Origin of the sequence: Neorhizobium petrolearium (assembly GCF_029854435.1) — a bacterium.
Lineage (GTDB): Bacteria > Pseudomonadota > Alphaproteobacteria > Rhizobiales > Rhizobiaceae > Neorhizobium > Neorhizobium petrolearium.
In genome coordinates, this window is record NZ_CP123002.1 from 352,624 (window position 1) to 371,649 (window position 19,026).

At 61.0% G+C, this 19,026-nt stretch carries 19 protein-coding genes and 1 pseudogene; 13 read left to right on the forward strand and 7 right to left on the reverse strand.

Translation table 11 applies throughout. The features are described 5' to 3' along the window. Positions 1-45: 45 nt before the first annotated feature. A pseudogene (locus tag QEO92_RS32985) lies at positions 46-780 on the reverse strand (DUF4158 domain-containing protein); the annotation flags it as partial. A gap of 151 nt (positions 781-931) precedes the next feature. After that, entirely contained in the window at positions 932-1,756 is an 825-nt protein-coding gene (locus QEO92_RS32990) for an IclR family transcriptional regulator (protein WP_210058894.1), read from the reverse strand. Positions 1,757-2,032: 276 nt separating this feature from the next. Here QEO92_RS32990 and QEO92_RS32995 point away from each other — a divergent pair, with 276 nt between their 5' ends. The 12 genes from QEO92_RS32995 to QEO92_RS33050 all read left to right on the forward strand — a co-directional run bounded on the left by QEO92_RS32995 (position 2,033) and on the right by QEO92_RS33050 (position 13,478). Then, positions 2,033-3,757: an FAD-dependent oxidoreductase gene (locus QEO92_RS32995; protein ID WP_210058893.1), complete on the forward strand. Its 1,725-nt coding sequence runs from the start codon at positions 2,033-2,035 to the stop codon at positions 3,755-3,757. Between the two features lie 36 nt (positions 3,758-3,793). Next, positions 3,794-4,960 carry an ABC transporter substrate-binding protein gene (locus QEO92_RS33000; protein WP_210058892.1) on the forward strand — a complete coding sequence of 389 codons (1,167 nt, stop codon included), beginning with the start codon at positions 3,794-3,796 and terminating at the stop codon, positions 4,958-4,960. Between the two features lie 77 nt (positions 4,961-5,037). After that, positions 5,038-5,913 carry a branched-chain amino acid ABC transporter permease gene (locus QEO92_RS33005; protein ID WP_210058891.1) on the forward strand — a complete coding sequence of 292 codons (876 nt, stop codon included), beginning with the start codon at positions 5,038-5,040 and terminating at the stop codon, positions 5,911-5,913. 3 nt (positions 5,914-5,916) lie between these two features. Further along, positions 5,917-6,879 carry a branched-chain amino acid ABC transporter permease gene (locus QEO92_RS33010; protein WP_210058890.1) on the forward strand — a complete coding sequence of 321 codons (963 nt, stop codon included), beginning with the start codon at positions 5,917-5,919 and terminating at the stop codon, positions 6,877-6,879. Further along, positions 6,876-7,661 (forward strand): ABC transporter ATP-binding protein, encoded by a 786-nt coding sequence (locus QEO92_RS33015; RefSeq protein ID WP_210058889.1) that lies wholly within the window; start codon positions 6,876-6,878, stop codon positions 7,659-7,661. The genes QEO92_RS33010 and QEO92_RS33015 overlap by 4 nt, the downstream gene beginning before the upstream one ends. A gap of 11 nt (positions 7,662-7,672) precedes the next feature. Then, positions 7,673-8,389: an ABC transporter ATP-binding protein gene (locus tag QEO92_RS33020; RefSeq protein ID WP_210058899.1), complete on the forward strand. Its 717-nt coding sequence runs from the start codon at positions 7,673-7,675 to the stop codon at positions 8,387-8,389. A 28-nt stretch (positions 8,390-8,417) separates the two neighbouring features. Next, on the forward strand, positions 8,418-9,056 hold the full coding sequence (locus tag QEO92_RS33025; RefSeq protein WP_210058888.1) for an EthD family reductase: 639 nt from the start codon (positions 8,418-8,420) through the stop codon (positions 9,054-9,056). 42 nt (positions 9,057-9,098) lie between these two features. Next, the gene (locus tag QEO92_RS33030; RefSeq protein WP_210058887.1) at positions 9,099-10,058 is read left to right on the forward strand and encodes an MBL fold metallo-hydrolase; all 960 of its coding nucleotides are present in this window, start codon (positions 9,099-9,101) and stop codon (positions 10,056-10,058) included. Between the two features lie 21 nt (positions 10,059-10,079). Beyond that, positions 10,080-11,657 (forward strand): FAD-dependent oxidoreductase, encoded by a 1,578-nt coding sequence (locus QEO92_RS33035; RefSeq protein ID WP_210058886.1) that lies wholly within the window; start codon positions 10,080-10,082, stop codon positions 11,655-11,657. Next, on the forward strand, positions 11,645-11,887 hold the full coding sequence (locus QEO92_RS33040) for a DUF2783 domain-containing protein (protein ID WP_210058884.1): 243 nt from the start codon (positions 11,645-11,647) through the stop codon (positions 11,885-11,887). The genes QEO92_RS33035 and QEO92_RS33040 overlap by 13 nt, the downstream gene beginning before the upstream one ends. A 5-nt stretch (positions 11,888-11,892) precedes the next feature. Beyond that, positions 11,893-12,651, forward strand: coding sequence for a sulfite exporter TauE/SafE family protein (locus tag QEO92_RS33045; protein ID WP_227705960.1), 759 nt, complete (start codon positions 11,893-11,895; stop codon positions 12,649-12,651). A gap of 47 nt (positions 12,652-12,698) precedes the next feature. Continuing rightward, the gene (locus tag QEO92_RS33050; protein ID WP_280107560.1) at positions 12,699-13,478 is read left to right on the forward strand and encodes an SDR family NAD(P)-dependent oxidoreductase; all 780 of its coding nucleotides are present in this window, start codon (positions 12,699-12,701) and stop codon (positions 13,476-13,478) included. Between the two features lie 105 nt (positions 13,479-13,583). On the opposite strand, the gene QEO92_RS33055 is transcribed toward QEO92_RS33050, so the two are convergent. The 5 genes from QEO92_RS33055 to hmgA all read right to left on the reverse strand — a co-directional run bounded on the left by QEO92_RS33055 (position 13,584) and on the right by hmgA (position 18,336). Beyond that, entirely contained in the window at positions 13,584-14,213 is a 630-nt protein-coding gene (locus QEO92_RS33055; protein ID WP_210058880.1) for a 3-oxoacid CoA-transferase subunit B, read from the reverse strand. A gap of 2 nt (positions 14,214-14,215) precedes the next feature. Beyond that, positions 14,216-14,914, reverse strand: coding sequence for a CoA transferase subunit A (locus tag QEO92_RS33060; RefSeq protein WP_210058878.1), 699 nt, complete (start codon positions 14,912-14,914; stop codon positions 14,216-14,218). 97 nt (positions 14,915-15,011) lie between these two features. Continuing rightward, the gene (maiA, locus tag QEO92_RS33065; protein ID WP_210058876.1) at positions 15,012-15,641 is read right to left on the reverse strand and encodes a maleylacetoacetate isomerase; all 630 of its coding nucleotides are present in this window, start codon (positions 15,639-15,641) and stop codon (positions 15,012-15,014) included. Further along, the gene (gene fahA / locus QEO92_RS33070) at positions 15,638-16,849 is read right to left on the reverse strand and encodes a fumarylacetoacetase (RefSeq protein ID WP_210058874.1); all 1,212 of its coding nucleotides are present in this window, start codon (positions 16,847-16,849) and stop codon (positions 15,638-15,640) included. Before fahA ends, maiA begins: the two co-directional genes overlap by 4 nt. A 101-nt stretch (positions 16,850-16,950) precedes the next feature. Continuing rightward, on the reverse strand, positions 16,951-18,336 hold the full coding sequence (gene hmgA / locus QEO92_RS33075; RefSeq protein WP_210058872.1) for a homogentisate 1,2-dioxygenase: 1,386 nt from the start codon (positions 18,334-18,336) through the stop codon (positions 16,951-16,953). A gap of 154 nt (positions 18,337-18,490) precedes the next feature. Here hmgA and QEO92_RS33080 point away from each other — a divergent pair, with 154 nt between their 5' ends. Continuing rightward, positions 18,491-18,907: a MarR family winged helix-turn-helix transcriptional regulator gene (locus QEO92_RS33080; protein WP_210058870.1), complete on the forward strand. Its 417-nt coding sequence runs from the start codon at positions 18,491-18,493 to the stop codon at positions 18,905-18,907. Positions 18,908-19,026 lie beyond the last annotated feature (119 nt).

Below are 19,026 nucleotides of genomic sequence, written 5' to 3' on the forward strand. Positions count from 1 at the left end.
CCTACGTCATCTCAGAAATGAGGGGATGCCTGAGCCACGGGGCCCCTTTTCGCCGGAAACCCTGCGGGCAACATGCTCGATCCACGCCGGGTTGATGTTTGAAAACATATTCCGTGGGAGGTTCAGCTTCCGGATAAACGTCAGCCGGGCGGTCACCGCCAGAATGTTATAAAGGGTTGCTCGCCCTGCATCGGCCTTCATCGCATTGAAGCCCGTCGGCCCTTCCGCGTCAGCGAGAGAGCTTCCATCGCCACTACAGTCTCAGGCGGAAGCGCGGCGCTCACCTCATGAAGCCAGCCGTCCAGATATTGTTGCCGTTGCGAGCGAACAAGCCGTTCAAGCTCCTTGGCAGACGGACCATAGATATTGCGATCCCGGCACCAAAGAAACACCGCCTCAAGCATGGCGCTGACGGATTGTCCGGAAGGGCAACGCTCGCCGATGATCCAGCGAGAAAGCGCTTCCCGGTCTCCTCGCGTCATGCGGCGAAAGCCAAGATACTGCAAAATCTCGGCGCAATGCCGACGGGCTGTTCTCCCGCCAAAATCATAACCGGTCAGTTCGTCGGCTGGGACGCCGATCTGCTCGGCCAGGTATTCGGCACCATCGTGCGGGACCAATATGCCATCCTCAGCGAAGAAACCGCGGGCGCTGAAAAACTTTAACTGCGCGGCCAGGCCGAGCCTCGTAGCGGCCGGTTTGGAATTGATGAAATCAATGTCGGCGAAGCTCAGGCTCCATTGGTTCGACAAAATCCGAACTAGAAATACCCGTACTCATCACTACGCTCCTCAAATTGGAGCGCAATGTCATGAGCGAGCGCTTCTCAGCTCAATCCCACAAGCATGTTTCCACAACGTTCTTCGAGTTGGCCAAAATCGCAGCTTCGGGCCGACTGGGCCGATCAGGCTTTCAAGAGCGCTGACGGCGCTCAATAGCGGAAGCCGAAGGCCTCAGAAAGTCGTTTCCCGGACGCCACGACAATGCGCGCAAGTGCGCTATCGGGCCCGCTGTCAACGCGCCTCGTGCGCCCGAAGACTGTCAATGCCATCAACAACCGGCCCGTCGGGTCGAATATTGGGACGCTGACAGCGCCGAATCCGTCTCCACCGCCGTCGGCGATGCAGGCGAAGCCCCGGCTACGGGTTTCGCGTATCAACTCTGCCAACGCCGCGCGTTCCTTGGGCGCGTTGACCCTTCCGCTTGCGCGATTCTGTTCCAGCTCACGCTCGATTGGTCCTTCGGTCCGGCCGGGGTCGTCAAAGCTGCTGAAAACCAGGCCGGTGGCAGAGAACGTCATAGGGCAGTGGTGAGTCGGAGCGACGGATGTCGCAAAGTCATGGCGCGCTTCCATGACCCGGACCATCGTGGGACCCTTGTCTGTCCATACGGCCAAGGCAGAGGTCTCGCCCACCTGTTCGACAAGTTCGGTCAGGATCGTTTCAGCGAGCTGCAGCGGTTCAAATCGCGCGAAGCCCTTTATTCCCAGTTGGAATGCGACGGGCCCCAGGTCGTATTTCGACGAATCCTTGAGCTGCTTCACAAGCCCGGTACGGATCAGACTCACCAGATAGCGATGAACCTTGGCCGACGGCATTTTCAGGCTCGCCGCAAGTTCGGCCAGCTTCATAGGTCCCTCGGCGCGGATCAGCACGTCGAGTATCGTTCCCGCTATTTCAACCGACTGGATTCCGAGTTGGGCCGGCCGCTCCGATGTGTCCTCCGGCGAAATTTTCCTTGTGTTTTCAAGCAGCACTCGGGCCCTCCTTATTGTTTATGATGAGCATTATACAAATTTGTTGACAAGGCGCAAATTGAAAGACAGCATTACGTATAATAACAGAAATTACACATTGTATAATGTTTTGCACTGAGGATGGTGCGTGAGGAGAGTCCCAATGAACGGATTTGAGTTTGGCCTGAAAGGTCGGCTTGCCTGAGCGGTAGGGAGACCCGTCTCAAGGACGGCCCCGTTGCTGCGCAGGCGCCAGTAGCGCGTGGACTAGCATTCAAAAACATCGAGGAAACACCAATGAACGCCATTTCATCGGAAAGCGCGGTGGAGGAAGTCCATTGCGACTTGCTCGTCGCAGGTTCAGGCGCAAGCGGACTGACGGCGGCAATAGTCGCAGCCAAGCAGGGCTTGAATGTGATTGTCGCGGAAAAAGAGCCTGTGTTTGGCGGCACCACGGCTTTCTCGGGAGGCTATCTCTGGGTGCCAAACAATCCGGTCAGTAAAGAGGCCGGGATACAGGACAGCAAGGAAGCTGCCCGGGACTACATCCGCCATGAGGCGAGCAACCACTACGATGCGGCCCGTACAGAGGCATTTCTCGACGCTGGGCCGGCGATGGTCAACTTCATGCACGAGAACACCCACGTTCGGTTCGAAGCATCACCTGCCTTTTCCGACTATCATCCGGACGCGCCAGGCGGCATGCCAGGGGGGCGATCGATCCTGGCAGTCCCGGTCAACGCCGCTATTCTCGGTGAAGACCTCCCCAAGCTTCGTCCTCCGCGCTCCGAACTTACCCTCTACGGGTTGGCGATCGGATCCGGCAAGGAACTCTGGCATTTCTATCGCGCCACGAAGCGCCTGGAGTCCTTCGCCTATGTGTCAAAACGCATAGCAAAATTCGGTGTCGACAAGGTCCTGAAAGGACGCTCGATGCTGCTGACCAACGGCAACGCATTGGCGGCGCGCCTTTATCGGAGCGCAAAGGATCTCGACGTTCCTGTCTGGCTCGACAGCCCGGTGAAGGCCTTGTTGCGTGACGACGATGGCAATGTGATCGGGGCCGACGTACTCACGCCAAAAGGACTGCGCCGGATCATCGCGAAACGCGGCGTGGTCCTGGCCTGCGGCGGATTTGCCCAGGACGTGGCTCGGCGGAAATCGCTCTACAATCACGTCGCGAGCGAGGGCGAACATGTGTCCGCCGCCAGCCCCGGCAATACTGGCGATGGCCTTCTGCTGGCCGAGCAGATCGGCGCGCAGACGCTGATGGATTATCCCAATGCGGGCGCCTGGGCGCCGACCAGCCTTGTGCCGAGGGCAGACGGAACGAAGGGGCCATTTCCGCACTTCATCGATCGCGGAAAGCCCGGGGTGATTGCCGTTGCCCGTTCCGGGAGACGCTTTGTCAATGAAGCCAACAGCTATCATGATTTCGTCCAGGGCATGGAACGTATGACGGAGCACGGTCAGCCGGCCGAAGCCTTCCTGATCTGCGATCATCGCACCATCAGGAAGTACGGTCTCGGCCATGTTAAGCCGGCACCCTTGCCGCTCGCTCCCTCCATCAAATCCGGCTATCTTATCTCCGGCAACACTCTGGCGGAACTCGCGCAGAACATTGGGATGGACGCTGCGGCGTTCGAGGCGACTGTCCAGCGCTTCAACAACGATGTTCCTACCGGTGTGGACACGGAATACGGCCGCGGCAGCACCGCATACAACCGCTTCCATGGCGACCCGGAAGTCAAGCCAAACCCGTGTCTCGCCCCGATAGCGAAGGGCCCTTTCTATGCGGTCCGCGTCGTGCCGGGAAGTATCGGCACCTTTGCCGGTCTGCGAACAGATGAGCATTCCCGCGTCATCGGCGAGGACGGCAAATCGATCCAGGGTCTCTACGCCGTCGGCAACGACATGGCGAGCGTCCTTGGCGGGAACTATTCGGGGGGCGGCATCACCCTCGGACCGGGCATGACCTTTGGGTACATCGCCGGAATGCACGCAGCGCGCGAGCACCACTAAACTCTTACGAAATCTACGTTGACGGGAGGAACTACCATGAACTTGAATCGCAGAAACCTGCTTCTGGCAGGCGCAGGACTTGCTTTGTCATTGGCATCCCCATTCGGGGTGGCTGCCCAGGAGAAGGTGATACGTATTGGAGCGCTGATCGCAGCGTCCGGTTCAACCGCCTTCATGGGTAGTTCCCAGCGCGAAACCATCGAAATGCTTGTCGATGAGTATAACGCGGCCGGAGGGATGACGGGAAACAAGGTGGTGCTGACCCTCTACGATACGGAGGGTAACGGCACGGTGGCGGCGCAGCAGTTCCGTCGCCTGATCGACTCCGATCAGGTTGACGTCGTCATCGGTCCGTCGACCACGGGTGAATCGCTGGCTCTCATGGCGGTCGCCAACGAGTCCAAGGTCCCGCTGGTGTCCTTCGCCGGTGCCGAGTCTGTTGTTAACCCACCGACGCCGTTCGTGTTCAAGGTGCCGCCGACAGATCGCATCGTCGTCAAGCATTTGCTGTCCTTCATGAAAAAGCGCGGCATCAATTCGATCGCGGTGCTTTCCTCCGCCGATGGTTATGGACAAGCCGGGCTCACCGTCATCAAGGATGTGGCCGACGAGCTCGGAGTGCCTGTCATGGCATCGGAGGAGTTCGGTCCGAAAGATACGGACATGACGCCCCAGGTCCTCAAGGTGAGGAGCAGTGGTGCTGACGCGCTGCTGATCTGGAGCGTGAATCCCGGTCCCACGATCATTCTCAAGAATGCCGCCTCTGTCGGATATGACAAGCCGATTTTCAACGGCTACGGCGCTGCCTCACCCGCCTTGATCGAGCAGGCTGGGCCGGCCGCCGAGGGAAGCTACGTGTCGTCCATGCGGCTCCTGGCGCCCCAGAGCCTCGCCGAGGACGATCCGATGCGCGGCGTCGTCACCAAGCTGGCGGACAACTATCGTGCAAAATACGGCAAGGAACCGACAACCTTCATCGCACATCCCGCCGACGCACTCTCTCTTATCGCCGCGGCCGTGAAGGCTTCCGGAGGAGAGGTGGATCGGGTGAAACTGGCCGAGGCGATGCGCAGCGGCATCAGCTTTGCAGGTGCGAACGGCATGTTCAATTTCACCGACACGAACCACAACGGGCTGGATGAGAACTCCAACTCGATGATCATGCTGCAGGTCAAAGGCGGGGAATTCGTCGTAGCCGACTGAGCTCTCCCAAGACGCCGGCGGCTCGTGGCTTGGATCGCGAGCCGCCAATGACGCCCCCAATCACAGGAGAGAATCCCGTGGAAGTATTCATTCAGATCCTCATTACGGGGATCGTAGTCGGCTGCATCTATGGCATGGCGGCTCTGGGCTTCACGATCGTCTATAATGCCACCAAGCTGATCAACTTCGCCAATGGCGAGTTCCTGATGCTTGGTGGGGTGGTACTGACGGGAGCGGTGACGATCGCCGGCCTCCCGACCGGAGTTGCGGTTCCGGTCGCGGTGGCGGTCAGTGCGGCGATTGGCTGGGTGATGCAGCGCGTCATCCTGGAGAATGCCAGGCATTCCGATCATCTTACCCTGGTGATGTTGACCATAGGCGTAGCACTCGCACTGCGCGGCGCAGCAGCGCTTGTCTTCGGCCGCGACATCAGTTTCGTGCCCGAATTCGGGTTCATTCCCCTGGTCCTCGTCGGCAACGTCTATATCCCGAGCCAGGGCATCTGGATCATGCTGACCCTGGCGGTGCTCAGCCTCGCCCTGTGGTATCTGTTTTCGCGCACGCTATTCGGCAAGGCCATGCGGGCTGCGAGCCAGGAACCGCGCGCGGCGGCCCTCTGCGGGATCGAACCCAAGAAGGCTGCGGTGATCGCGATGATCATGGCGGCCGCAATCGGCGGTCTCGCCGGGACGCTGATGGCACCGATCTCCGCCGCATCCTACGAAAACGGCATCTTTCTGGGCCTGAAGGGTTTCGCCGCAGCCGTCGTCGGCGGTCTCGGCAATCCGCTCGGCGCCATTCTCGGCGGTTTGCTGATTGGTGTCATCGAAAGCGTGACCGCGGGCTACGTGGCATCGGGCTTCAAGGACGCAATCGGCTTCATCATCCTAATTCTCGTGCTCATTCTGCGGCCTCAGGGTCTCGCCGGGCGCGCCGTAATTTCGAGGGTCTGATCGATGCGAAATTCAAAATCTACCTCCAACCTTCGCCACGATGGGCTGATCCTGCTGGGATTGGCGATCTTCCTCGCCATTCTGGGCGTGACGTTGTCCAACCAGTTCCACCGCTCGATCGTGGTCCTGTCGATGATCCATGCCATCGCAGCAATCGGCCTGACGCTGCTGATGGGCTATGCTGGCCAGGTATCGATCGGGCAGGGGGCCTTCATGGGCGTCGGCGCCTATGCCGCCGCCTTTGCCATGCAGCAGCTCAGCTTGCCGGTGCCCGTTGCGTTGATTGGAGCAATCCTCCTGCCGGGCCTGCTGGGCTATGTCATCGGACGGCCAATCCTCAGGTTGTCGGGGCATAATCTGGCGCTTGGCACACTCGCGCTCGGCGCAGTCTTCTTCGTGGTCGCTTCGCAGTGGCGTTCGGTTACCGGTGGCATCGATCCGGGCATCGTGAACCTTCCGAACCTCGGCTTCTGGGGGCAGTCCCACGAGACTGTTGTCTATTGGCTTTCCGCCGTCGTTCTTCTGGTCGCAGCCATTGTCGCCGCCGCTCTGGTGGACGGTCGCTTCGGGCGTGGTCTTGAAGTGCTGCGTACATCCGAAGTGGTCGCCGCCTGCATGGGTGTCGATACCGTCCGCGCCAAGTCCATGGTCTTCGCCATCGCCGCGGCTTTTGCAGGAGCTTCCGGCGCCCTGCTCGCCCTCTATCTACGCTCCTTCAACGCCAATACGTTCGGCGTCAGCCTCTCAATCGAGCTTCTGATGATGGTTATCATCGGCTCCCTGTCGACCATCTGGGGAGCTATCTTCGGCGCCTTCGCCATCATCATCCTGCCCAACCTGCTGGAGAGCTTCGATCATGCCAAGCTTCTCGTCTACGGCCTGACAATGGTCGCGGTGATGATGTTCGCTCCCCGCGGCCTTGGTGAAACTCTGCTCCGCTTCGTTCGCTCGAGGAGTTCGTCATGATTTCTGTTCCGGTACTTTCGCTTTCTGGCCTGACCAAGCGTTTCGGCGGCATCCAGGCGGTGTCCGGTGTTTCCTTCGACCTTGCACCCGGCGCCATCACAGCCGTGATCGGACCGAACGGCGCGGGCAAGACCACGCTGATCAACCTGATCACCGGCGTGCTGTCCCTGAACGACGGCGCGATCCGGCTGGAAGGTGCAGACATCACGAATGAGCCGGTGCACCGCCGTGCCGTGGCGGGGGTTGCCCGCACCTACCAGACCCCGCAAATGGCGGCGGGCATGAGCGTGCTCAGGAATGTCATGGCCGGGGCCTATCGTTTTGGCCGCTATGGCCTGCTCAGCACCCTGCTGCGTCCCTGGACGATCATCACCGAGAACGAGGAGATGGCGGAGCGGGCCGCACACGCCTTGCGTCGCGTCTCGGTTCCCGAAGAGTGGTGGCACCAGCCTGCCAGCGATCTCCCCTACGGCCTTCAGCGGCGCGTCGAAATCGCGCGTGCGCTCGCACAGGATCCGAAGGTCATTCTGCTGGACGAACCGGCAGCGGGTCTGAACCCGAGCGAAACCGCCGACCTGGCCCGGCTACTGACAGACATCGCCGCGGATGGCCGCGCCGTTCTGTTGGTCGAGCACGACATGCCGATGGTTATGTCGATTTCCTCGCATGTGGTCGTCATCAATTTTGGCCGGAAACTCGCCGAGGGAACGCCTGCCCAGATATTGACCAATCCCGAAGTCATCGCCGCCTATCTCGGCAGCGACGAGGAGGAGGCTGCCTGATGTCCGAAGAACTGCTCACAGTTGAAAATCTCGTCGCCGGCTACGGCGCGGTCGAAGTCCTGCACGGGGTTTCCCTGTCGATCCGCAAGGGGCAGATCCTGTCGATCGTCGGCGCGAACGGTGCGGGCAAGTCGACCTTGCTGAACACCATATCCGGCTTCATCCCGATCCGGTCGGGCGATATTCGCCAGGAAGGACGCTCCATTGCAAAGCAGGCGCCGGCGGTGATCGCGCGCGCGGGTATACGCCATGTGCCGGAAGGTCGGCGGGTGTTTTCCGAGCTCTCGGTGGAGGAAAACCTGCAGCTTGGAGGCTATGGCCAGCCCAAAGCCGTTGTCCAGGCGAGGATCGAGCATATCTACGAACTTTTCCCGCGCCTGCTCGAGCGACGCGGTCAGGCGGCCGGGACGATGTCGGGCGGCGAGCAGCAGATGCTGGCCATTGGCCGGGCTCTTGCCGCCGACCCGAAAGTCCTCATGCTCGACGAACCGTCGATGGGGCTTGCGCCGCTGGTCGTGGCGGAAATCTTTCGTCTCATCTGCCGCCTGCGCGACGAGATGGGGATGGGCATCCTGCTGGTGGAGCAGAATGCCAAGGCGGCCCTTCGGATTGCCGACCTGGCCTGCGTCCTGTCGCTGGGAAAGGTGACCATGCACGGAACCGGCGCGGAGTTGCTGCACAATCCGGATGTCGTCGACGCCTTCCTTGGCGGCCATAAGGCCGCCTGACGAGACGCGCGACCTAGGGAGAAGTCGAATGACGATCAAGCGTATCACGTTGCTCAAGCGCAAAAGGGAAATGACGCCGGCGGATTTCCGCGCTCACTGGGCGGGTCCACATGCTGCAATCGCGCGAAATTTGCCGGGTCTCGTGCGCTACAATCAGAACCATGTGCTTGCGGCCAGCGTGACGGGTCCCGACGGAGAATGGCCGGTTCACGGCTTCGTCGAGCTCTGGTTCAGGGATCGCGCGTCCGTTGTCGAGGCCGCAGGTTCCTCCGTTACGCGTGGTCTCGTCATAGATGAACCGAAGTTCCTGGACGGGCTGACCGGTCTGGATGTTGACGCTTCACCGTCGCACGGCGCCTCCGCCCAAAAGGTTTTTGTGATCGGGAAACCTGTTGCGGATAGCGCGGGTCCCCACACCTCCGGCGCCAATCTCCTGCTGGGCATTTCCCGGCTTGAGGGCTTCATCGACGGTCACGCCGACCATACCATCGGCGACATCATGCGGCGCGATCACCTCTGGTCCGAACCGGAGCCGCCCCAATTCATCATCTGGACGACCTTTTCGTCGCCCGACACGGCGCGGCTGGCTTTCGACCATTGCCAAATTCCGGCGGCAGGCAGCCACAGGCCGGAAGTCTATCTGACCGAAGAAATTAGAATCGTCTGAACCAGGGCCTTTCGGCCCGACATCGTGAGAAGGAGAATCCCTGTGAGCAAACCCTTTGCTTCATCGACCGACACGACCACCAAGACCGATACGCTCGAAATCCTCAGCGATGGCGTCTATGCGCTGACCGCCGAAGGAGACCCGAATGTAGGCGCGGTTGAAGGCGAGGACTTCGTTGTCGCCATCGAGAGCCGCGCCACGCCGGCTGCCTCGCGCGATTGGCTGAAAATCCTGCGCGAGCATACCGACAAGCCAGTTCGCTATCTGGTGCTGACCCACTATCATGCTGTCCGCGTGCTGGGCGCCAGCGCCTTCGCAGCGGAAGACATCATCATGTCCAACGCCTCGCGCGATCTTGTCGCCGAGCGGGGCGAGCAGGATTGGAAAAGCGAATTCGGCCGCATGCCACGTCTTGCCAAGAATGCCGAGGAAGTTCCCGGTCTGACATGGCCGACCATCACCTTCGACACCGAATACGACATTGAACTGGGTGGAGACCGCGGCAAGCTTGAACTGCGCTTTCTGGGCCGTGGCCACACAGGCGGCGACATCGTGGTCTGGCACGACAAGAGCCGCACGCTCTTCGCCGGCGATCTGGTGGAGGCGAAGGCCGCACTCTACACGGGCGACGCCTATCACTTCGACTGGGCGACGAAAACGCTCGACAATGTCAAAGCCTATCAGGCCGAGAACCTGATTGGCGGACGCGGCGCCGTGGCGCGCGGTGTGACGGAAACGGATGCGGCGGTCGAACAGACCCGCAAGTTCCTGAACGGCATGATCGACAATGCCGGCCGCGTCCACAGGGCCGGCGGCAGCCTGAAGGAGGCCTTCGAGGCCACGCGCGATGCGTTGGCGCCAGAGTTCGGCGCCTGGCCGATTTTCGAACATTGCCTGCCCTTCGATGTCCAGCGGCTTTGGGACGAATATGCCGGCATCGAACATCCCCGCATCTGGACTGCCGAGCGCGACCGCGAGGTCTGGGCGCAATTGCAGGATTGACGGGAACGGGAGGAAGACATCATGGCAAATGTGCAGGGAATCCCTGTCTACAAGGAAGTCGGCGCGACCCCCGCGCCGACCGGAAACACGGACAGCGCCCGCGTCGTGATCGTCGGCGCCGGCCCGGTGGGACTCGCCATGGCGCTGGATCTCGGCCGGCGCGGGCATGCAGTGACGGTGCTGAACCGGCTCGATTTCGTGGCTCATGCGTCGAAGGCGATCTGCTTTTCCAAGCGGTCGCTCGACATTCTCGACCGGCTGGGGGTCGGCGATCCGGCGGTGGAGAAGGGCGTGACCTGGAACGTCGGAAAGGTCTTCTGGGGCAACGACGATGACCCGGTCTACCAGTTCGACGCGCTGCCGGTGAAGGGGCAGAAGCGGCCGGGATTCATCAATATCCAGCAATACTACATCGAAGAGTATCTGCTCGAAGGCTGCCAGCGGCTCGCCAATATCGATATCCGCTGGGGTCATCGGGTCGACGCCGTCAATCCTGTCGATGACGGCGTGGAACTCTCGGTTTCCACCCTGGACGGCGACTACACGCTCCGCTCGGAATGGCTGATCGCCTGCGACGGCGCCCGTTCGACCGTGCGCGAAAAACTCGGGCTTGATTTCGAGGGACGAGTCTTCGAGGACAATTTCCTGATTGCCGACGTTCGAATGAAGCACGAGATGCCATCGGAACGCTGGTTCTGGTTCGACCCCCCGTTCAATCCTGGCCGGTCGGCCCTGATGCACAAGCAGCCGGACGATGTCTGGAGGCTGGACTTCCAACTGGGCTGGAACGTCGATCGCGAGGCCGCGATCCGGCCCGAAAACGTCAAGCCGTTTATTCGCGCCATGCTTGGCGACGTCGAATTCGAACAGGAATGGTATTCCGTCTACACCTTCCAGTGCCGCCGGATGGGACGCTTTGCCCATGGCCGCACGATCTTCGCCGGCGATTCCGCGCACCTTGTTTCTCCATTCGGGGCGCGGGGCTGCAATGGCGGCCTAGCTGATATCGACAATCTTGGCTGGAAGCTTGATCTCGTCCTGAGAGGCGCGGCCGACGAGACCCTGATCGAGACCTATAATGATGAAGCGATTGCGACGGCGGATGAGAACATCCTGAACTCGACCCGTTCGACGGACTTCCTGACTCCGAAATCCGCTGCCAGCCAGGCTTTGCGGGACGCGGTGCTCGAATTGGCGCGGGATCATGCCTTCGCACGGCCCTTCGTGAATTCGGGGCGGCTGTCGACGCCGGTGAGTTACCCGGCGAGCGCGCTTTCAACACCTGACAGCGACGAGTGGCAGGCCGGTATCGGTCCGGGATCGCCGGTGCTGGATGCGCCGCATCACGACGGCTGGCTGCTGGACGCCATTGGCGACGAGTTCGTGTTGCTCGCCCGTGGCTGGAAGGGCGAGTTGCCAGCGGGCGTGCGTCTTGTCGAGGTACAGGAGATTGCCGCCGATCGACTGGGCCTGACCGAGGGCGGCGCCTATCTGGTCCGCCCCGACCAGTATGTCGCCGCACGTTGGAAGTCACCGACCGCGACCGGGATCGAGGCCGCATTGATCCGTGCGAAAGGAGGAAGCCCATGTCTGCACTGAAGACCGCGACGAACCTGACGGGACACGATGACATCTACGAGGGCCTCGTGCGTCTGCACGAGGGACTGAGCGTAGAGCAGAGCCTGCGCCGCTGGGCAAAACTCGTCCTGATCCTTGCCAATCATATCGGCGACCGTACGGTCGTCGAAGAAGCCATCGATATGGCGCTGCTGTCGGCCATGCTGCCAGACGAGTGCAGAACAATTCTCGACTGGCAGCAGACGGACTGAGAGCCATGCCCGACCTGGGTGTAACTCCCTTGTTCTATGCAGCGGCTATTCCTGCCGTGGTCCTGCTTGGATTTTCTAAAGGCGGCTTTTCCGGCGTTGGCCTGCTGTCTTTGCCGCTGCTGGCGCTGGTGATGCCGCCAATCCGGGCGGCAGGGATCATCCTGCCGATACTCCTCCTGCAGGATGCCCTCACGGTCTATGCCTACCGCCACTCCTGGGACGCTCGAAACCTGAAGTTGCTGCTGCCCGGCTCCGTTGTCGGAGTACTGCTTGGTTATCTTTTCGCAGCGCAAGTATCGGATGCGATGCTGTCGCTCTTCGTCGGGCTCCTGGCCGGTATATTCGCGGCGCGCCGGCTTTTGTCCCCAAACCCCTCGGGTGGTTCGCCGTCAGGACAAAATCGACCCTTCGGACTGCTCTGTGGCGCTTTGTCCGGGTTCGCGAGCATGGTCGCCAATGCCGGTTCGCCGCCATTTCAGATTTATGTGCTGCCGCAACGTCTCAATCCCCAGATCCTGGCGGGAACGAGCGCAATGGTCTTTGCCGCGACGAATCTGATGAAGGTCGCGCCCTTTGCCGCACTCGGACAGTTCGATCCAAGCAATCTTGTGAACTCGGCGACGCTGATGCCGGTCGCAGTCCTTTCGAACCTCGCGGGCATATATCTCGTTCGCCGCATATCCGCCGAGAGATTCTATCGCGCGATATACCTGATCCTGATCGCAGTCAGCCTGAAGCTCATTTGTGACGGACTTCTCACGTGACTTGCACCACTTAACCCTGAAACGGATTCATCGAGCCCACGGAGGAAATGATGATCGACTATCTGGAAAAATGCCCCGACCTGCTGAAGGGGGATGTCGTTGTGGTCACGGGCGCCGCGCAGGGCAATGGTGCCGCGATCGCCGGCGGGCTTGCCCGAGCCGGCGCGAAGGTGGCGGCGCTCGACCGTGATGCCGAAAAGCTGCATCGAATGGTCGATGCTATCCGCGTCGAAGGCGGTATCGCCTCTGCCTACGTCCTTGATGTCACGGATCTTGAGGCCAGCGAGCGGTTCGCGGAAGAGGTGGAGAAAGATCTCGGCCCGGTGTCCGTCGTGATCAACAATGCGGGAATCGTGCGCCGGGTTCTGATGGAGGAGGATGGGTTCCTGGACTCGATCAAGGACCAGTTCGCCATCAATACCCTCGCATCCGCGCAACTGGTCAAGGTTTTAATCGGGCAGCTCAAACGGACGCAGGGACGCATTGTCAACGTGGGCTCGATCGCCAGCTTCCGGGCCACCACGGGCGGGATGGGCTATGGCGCATCAAAGGGCGGCGTGCGTCTCATGACATCAGCAATGGCCGCCGAACTTGCGCCGTTTGGCATCCGGGTCAACGGTATCGCCCCCGGCCTGATGATTACGCCGATGACCGAGCCGACACGCAACAATCCCGAAACCGCCCGCCGATACCTTGAGCACATCCCCCTCAAGCGCTTCGGTGAGGCGGACGAGCTCGTCGGCCCGGTGCTGTTCCTGGCCTCGAAGCTGTCTTCCTATGTCACCGGCGTGATGATGCCGGTGGATGGTGGCTATCTGACTGTCTGAGAACTTGCATTGCGTTCCTCTCGGCATCGTCGAGAGGAACGGCCCGGATATCCCGTCGCGGTGGGGGCGGTTATCCATATTCCGTCAGTGATCTACGACTTTTCCTCAGGCGACAATGGTCGCTTCGGTGGAAGCCCGGAGCTCCTCGTCGCTGACGCCCTCGGCCAGCTCAACGATCCTCAATCCACCCTCGACCACATCCATCACGCCGAGATTGGTAATGATGCGGTCGACCACCTTCTGACCGGTCAGAGGCAAGGTGCAGCGCTTCAGCACCTTGGATTCGCCTGCCTTGTTGGCGTGGTCCATCACCACCACCACGCGACCGACGCCGGCCACCAGGTCCATTGCCCCGCCCATCCCCTTGACCAATTTGCCGGGGAACATCCAGTTCGCCAGATCGCCGTTCTCGGCCACTTCCATAGCGCCGAGGATTGCCATGGCGATCTTGCCGCCACGGATCATCGCGAAGCTTTCAGAGCTGTCGAAATAGGCGGTCTGCGGCAGGTCGGTCACTGTCTGCTTTCCCGCATTGATCAGGTCCGGATCCTCTGCGCCCTCATAAGGAAAGGGACCGATGCCCAGCATGCCGTTCTCAGACTGCAGCGTCACCTCGACGCCCTCGGGGATATAGTTGGCCACAAGCGTCGGGATGCCGATGCCAAGGTTGACATACCAGCCGTCCTGCAATTCCTTCGCGGCGCGGGCCGCCATCTGGTTGCGATCCCATGCCATGGTCAGGCCTCCTTGCGTGTGGTGCGCTGCTCGATGCGCTTTTCATGCTCGCCCTGGATGAGGCGGTGAACGTAAATGCCGGGCAGGTGGATGTGGTCGGGGTCGAGCGAGCCGGTCGGCACGATCTCCTCGACTTCGCAGACGCAGATGCGTCCGCATTTCGCTGCAGGTACGTTGAAGTTGCGTGCGGTCTTGCGAAAGACCACGTTGCCGCTCTCGTCCGCCTTCCAGCCCTTGACGATGGCCAGGTCCGCGACGATGCCCCGCTCGAGAATACAGGTCTCGCCGTCGAAATCCTTGTGTTCCTTTCCCTCGGCGATAACAGTGCCTACGCCGGTCCTGGTGTAGAAGCCGGGAATGCCAGCGCCTCCGGCGCGCATGCGCTCGGCCAGCGTACCCTGAGGATTGAATTCCAACTCAAGTTCACCGGACAAATACTGGCGCATGAATTCTGCGTTTTCGCCGACATAGGAGGACATCATCTTCCTGATCTGGCGCGATGACAACAGGATGCCGAGGCCGAAATCGTCGACGCCGCAATTGTTGCTGGCGATCGTCAGATCCTTGGTGCCCGCCTCGTGAATCGCTTTGATCAACAGTTCGGGAATGCCGCACAGGCCAAAGCCGCCGGCGGCTATCAGCATTCCGTCCTTCAGCACTCCATCCAGCGCGGCAGCGGCGCTCGAATAGACCTTCTTCATCTTGCCATGCTCCTCATGTTCCAAGTCTCCCGTCGGCGGCTGCGTTGGCTGCGGCGGTCAGGCCGCCGCTCTTTCCGACACGCACGGGCGGTGTGTTTCACGTAAGCGCTTCCGGTGCCGCTGCGTGAAAGGCCGCCAGATCAGCGCAACTCGCCGCGACGGCGTTGATGCGCGGCAAATGTGCGAAGTCCGCTCCCCATCGCGTGGCGTTGTAAAGCTGGGGTATCAGCGTGCAGTCGGCGAGGCCCGGGGTGGAGCCGTGGCAGAACCGACCGTCGAAGCCGGGTTGATCCAGCAGGATTTCTACGGCCTCAAGCCCATCGGAGATATTCTGGCGATTCCAGCTGGCCCGCGCCTCCGCTCCGCCAAGCGCTTCAACGCGGGCCAGCACGCGGAGGTTGGAGACCGGATGGATTTCGCAGGCAATGGCCAGTGCCAGCCCGCGGACATGGGCTCGTGCTCCCGGTGACGACGGCAACAGCGGCGGCCCCGGGCGGGTTTCATCGAGATATTCGATGATCGCCAGCGATTGCGTCAGCCGCTTGCCGTCGATCTCCAGTGTCGGCACCAGCCCTTGTGGATTGAACTCGAGGTTCTCCGCTCCGCGCTGCTCGCCCTTGACCAGATCGACGGCCACGCGATCATAACCGATGCCCTTGAGTGCAAGCGCGATCCGCACCCGGTAGGATGCCGACGACCGCCAATAATCGTGCAGGACCACCCTCATGTGCGCGCCGGCAGAATGCGGCCTGTGCAGGGGCCGAAGCCGATACGGTAACCTTCACCATCCGCATGGGCGAAGAGGCCGATCTCGTCGCCGTCATGGATGAAGGTCCGCGATTCGCCGTTTACCGTCACCGGCTCCTTGCCGGCCTGGGTCATCTCCAGCAGCGCCCCGGTTTCCTCCCGCCTTGGCCCGGAAATCGTGCCTGAGCCGATAAGATCGCCCACCCGCATCGGGCAGCCCGATTCCGTATGATGCGCCAGCTGCTGGGCGCTGGAATAGTACATGACGTTGTAGTTGGTCCTGGCCATGGTCTGCCCGTTCATCGTCCAGCCGATGTCGAGATCGTAGAAGCCGGGGCGGTCTTCCTTGAGGTATGGCAGCAGCGGGTTAAGCCGTTCGGCGCCTGCGCTGCGGAAGGGTTCAAGCGCTGCCTGCGTCACGATCCACGGGCTGATGGTGGTGCCCAGCGCCTTGGACTGGAACGGTCCCAGCGGCTGGTACTCCCAGGCCTGGATGTCGCGCGCCGACCAGTCGTTCAAGAGCACGTAGCCGAAGATCAGCGCCTCGGCCTCTTCGACCGTCAAGCGTTCGCCCATCGTGCTGTCGCCGCCGACGATGGCGCCGAGTTCCAGTTCCAGGTCGAGCCGGCGGCAGGCGGTCCATTCCGGGCCGTTCTCGCCCTTGATCTGCCCCATCGGGCGGCGGATCGGCGTGCCCGAGACTACCACGGACGAGGCTCGGCCATTATAGCCGATAGGCATATGGGTCCATTGCGGCGGCAGCGCATTGTCAGGCCCGCGAAACAGCACGCCGACGTTGAAGGCGTGGTTCTTCGAGGCATAGAAGTCGGTGAATTCGTTGACCTTTATCGGCAGATGCAGGGTGGCATCGGCCATGGACACGAGCGGCAGTTCATGTGTTGCGTCCTCGGCGAGCAGCCGACTCAGCGCTGCGCGCACGGCATCCCATTTCGGCCGTCCGAGCGCGATGAACCCGTTGAGCTGGGGTTGAGCAAACGTACCCGCGCCATCGACCAGACCCTGCGCCTCGCAGGCCGCCAGATCGAGAATACTGTCGCCGATCGCGACTCCGCAGCGCGGCGCCGAGCCCTCTGTCGAGAACACACCGTAAGGCAAATTCTGTATCGGGAAGTCGCATCCCGGCTCGTTGGCAGATGCGACACGGCTGCGCAGCAGTTTGGCCATCATGTTTCTCCTGTCGAATGATCGGGCAGGCGCGCGCGCGAGGGGCGCGCCGCGCCTGCTGCCGGATGCTGTGCGGTCATGGTGAGGGCGATGCCGGCCTCGGGCTACTTGATGCCGGGAGTACCGTCGAACTTCTTCTCCAGCCGGTCCCACACCTCGATATACTCCTCCTGCATCGGCGCTTCCTTGGCGGCGAAATGCGTGAGGTGCTGCGGAAAGCGGGTCTCGAACATGAAGCTCATTGTATTGTCGAGCTTCTCGGGCTTCAGTTCAGTGTTCGAAGCTCCCTCGAAGGCGTCGCGATCGGGGCCGTGAGGGAGCATGCAATTATGCAGGCTTATGCCACCGGGCGCAAAGCCCTGTGGCTTTGCATCGTAGGTGCCGTAGATATTGCCCATGAGTTCCGACATGATGTTCTTGTGATACCAGGGCGGGCGGAACGAATGCTCGGCCACCATCCACCGTTCACGGAACAGCACAAAGTCGATGTTCGCCGTTCCCTCCTGTCCGGAGGGCGCGGTCAGCACTGTGAAGATAGATGGATCGGGATGATCGAACAGGATCGCGCCGACCGGGGAATATGTCCGCAGGTCATATTTGTAGGCACAGTAATTGCCGTGCCAGGCCACGATGTCGAGCGGGCTGTGGCCGATCCAGGTCTCGTGGAACTGGCCGCACCATTTGATCACCACGCGAGAACGGACATCGCGGTCCTCGAATGCCGCCACCGGGCTCTTGAAGTCACGCGGGTTCGCCATGCAGTTCGCGCCAATCGGGCCGCGACCGGGCAGGTCGAATTTCTGGCCGTAGTTCTCGCAGACGAAACCGCGGCAGGGACCTTCCAGAATCTCCACGCGATACACCAGCCCGCGTGGGAGGATGGCGATTTCCTTGGGTTCCAGATCGATGATGCCAAGTTCGGTGCAGAAACGCAGTCGGCCTTCCTGAGGCACGACCAGAAGTTCGCTGTCGGCCGAATAGAAATATTCGTCCTGCATCGATTGCGTGATCAGGTAGACATGGCTTGCCATGCCGACCTGAATGTTGACGTCACCGGCGGTGGTGATCGTGCGCATGCCGGTGATCCAGGTCAGGTTCTCGTCGGCGCCGGGGAGGGGGATAGGATCCCAGCGATACTGGCCGAGGCTCATGATGTTCTGCCGGTTCGGGTCGTGCGGCATGATGTTCGGCGCAGTCTTCCAATAAGGGACGTCGATCGGGCTGAACTGGCCGGTATGATGGACGGAAGGCCTGATCCGGTAGCACCATGTCCGCTCGTTCTGGCCGCGCGGAGCTGTGAAGGCGGTGCCCGAAAGCTGCTCGGCATAGAGGCCGTAGTTGCATTTCTGCGGGGAGTTCTGGCCCTGCGGCAAGGCACCCTGCAGCGCCTCTGTCTCGAAATCGTTGCCGAAACCCGGCATGTAACCTTCGACCGTGCCTGTGGTCGTGGTCGAGCGCGTCATGCTTGCCGACGGAGTGTGTGCGGTCATTGGAACTCCTCCCGATGTCCTCAGTGTCGAATATCGTTGTTATTGCAATGAAAATAACGTTGCTATTGCAACGAAGTCAACGGGAAAGTGTCGGGCGGCTTGAATTTCATTGTAATTGCAATGATATTTCCTCGACGCAACGACGAGAATCGCGATGCCTTTCGAGCTGGATCATTTTCTGCCCTATCGCCTCAGCGTCGCCGCTGCTCAGGTAAGTCGCAAGTTTGCAGAGCGGTATGAAGCTGAAGCGGGGTTGACGATTCCCGAGTGGAGGGTGCTGGCCCATTTGAATCATTCAGGCCCCGTGAGCGTCCGTGACATCAACACCCGTGTCAACCTGGATAAGTCGATGGTTAGCCGAGCGGCTGCCCGACTGGAAGAAGCCGGCTATCTTCGCAAGTCGGTTCATCATGCCGATCTACGGCTGGTCTCGCTTGAGTTGACCGATGAGGGAAAGCAGTTGATGCAGCGACTTGGGCTTATTGCGGAAGCATTTCAGGAAGAGCTCGCCCGTGAACTCGGCGAGGATGCAAAGACTTTGTCCAATCTGCTCGAGCGAATTATCCGCTAAGTCTAGTTGAAGTCTTTCAGCAACTGCAGGCGTTTGCACAGCGAGCGAATGGTTCCATAATTGTGGTTATGCGATGTCTTGATGTAGCCGCAAAGTTAAAGTGTCCTGTTTCTGCAAAG

What these genes read in the sequence shown, in the direction of transcription:
- QEO92_RS33055 (WP_210058880.1), bottom strand. Translation starts at nt 14,213, where the DNA reads ATGGCATGGGATCGCAACCAGATGGCGGCCCGCGCCGCGAAGGAATTG.
- hmgA (WP_210058872.1), bottom strand. Translation starts at nt 18,336, where the DNA reads ATGACCGCACACACTCCGTCGGCAAGCATGACGCGCTCGACCACGACC.
- QEO92_RS33025 (WP_210058888.1), top strand. Translation starts at nt 8,418, where the DNA reads ATGACGATCAAGCGTATCACGTTGCTCAAGCGCAAAAGGGAAATGACG.
- QEO92_RS33050 (WP_280107560.1), top strand. Translation starts at nt 12,699, where the DNA reads ATGATGATCGACTATCTGGAAAAATGCCCCGACCTGCTGAAGGGGGAT.
- QEO92_RS33060 (WP_210058878.1), bottom strand. Translation starts at nt 14,914, where the DNA reads ATGAAGAAGGTCTATTCGAGCGCCGCTGCCGCGCTGGATGGAGTGCTG.
- QEO92_RS33035 (WP_210058886.1), top strand. Translation starts at nt 10,080, where the DNA reads ATGGCAAATGTGCAGGGAATCCCTGTCTACAAGGAAGTCGGCGCGACC.
- fahA (WP_210058874.1), bottom strand. Translation starts at nt 16,849, where the DNA reads ATGATGGCCAAACTGCTGCGCAGCCGTGTCGCATCTGCCAACGAGCCG.
- QEO92_RS33010 (WP_210058890.1), top strand. Translation starts at nt 5,917, where the DNA reads ATGCGAAATTCAAAATCTACCTCCAACCTTCGCCACGATGGGCTGATC.
- QEO92_RS33015 (WP_210058889.1), top strand. Translation starts at nt 6,876, where the DNA reads ATGATTTCTGTTCCGGTACTTTCGCTTTCTGGCCTGACCAAGCGTTTC.
- QEO92_RS33080 (WP_210058870.1), top strand. Translation starts at nt 18,491, where the DNA reads ATGCCTTTCGAGCTGGATCATTTTCTGCCCTATCGCCTCAGCGTCGCC.
- QEO92_RS33040 (WP_210058884.1), top strand. Translation starts at nt 11,645, where the DNA reads ATGTCTGCACTGAAGACCGCGACGAACCTGACGGGACACGATGACATC.
- maiA (WP_210058876.1), bottom strand. Translation starts at nt 15,641, where the DNA reads ATGAGGGTGGTCCTGCACGATTATTGGCGGTCGTCGGCATCCTACCGG.
- QEO92_RS32995 (WP_210058893.1), top strand. Translation starts at nt 2,033, where the DNA reads ATGAACGCCATTTCATCGGAAAGCGCGGTGGAGGAAGTCCATTGCGAC.
- QEO92_RS33000 (WP_210058892.1), top strand. Translation starts at nt 3,794, where the DNA reads ATGAACTTGAATCGCAGAAACCTGCTTCTGGCAGGCGCAGGACTTGCT.
- QEO92_RS33045 (WP_227705960.1), top strand. Translation starts at nt 11,893, where the DNA reads ATGCCCGACCTGGGTGTAACTCCCTTGTTCTATGCAGCGGCTATTCCT.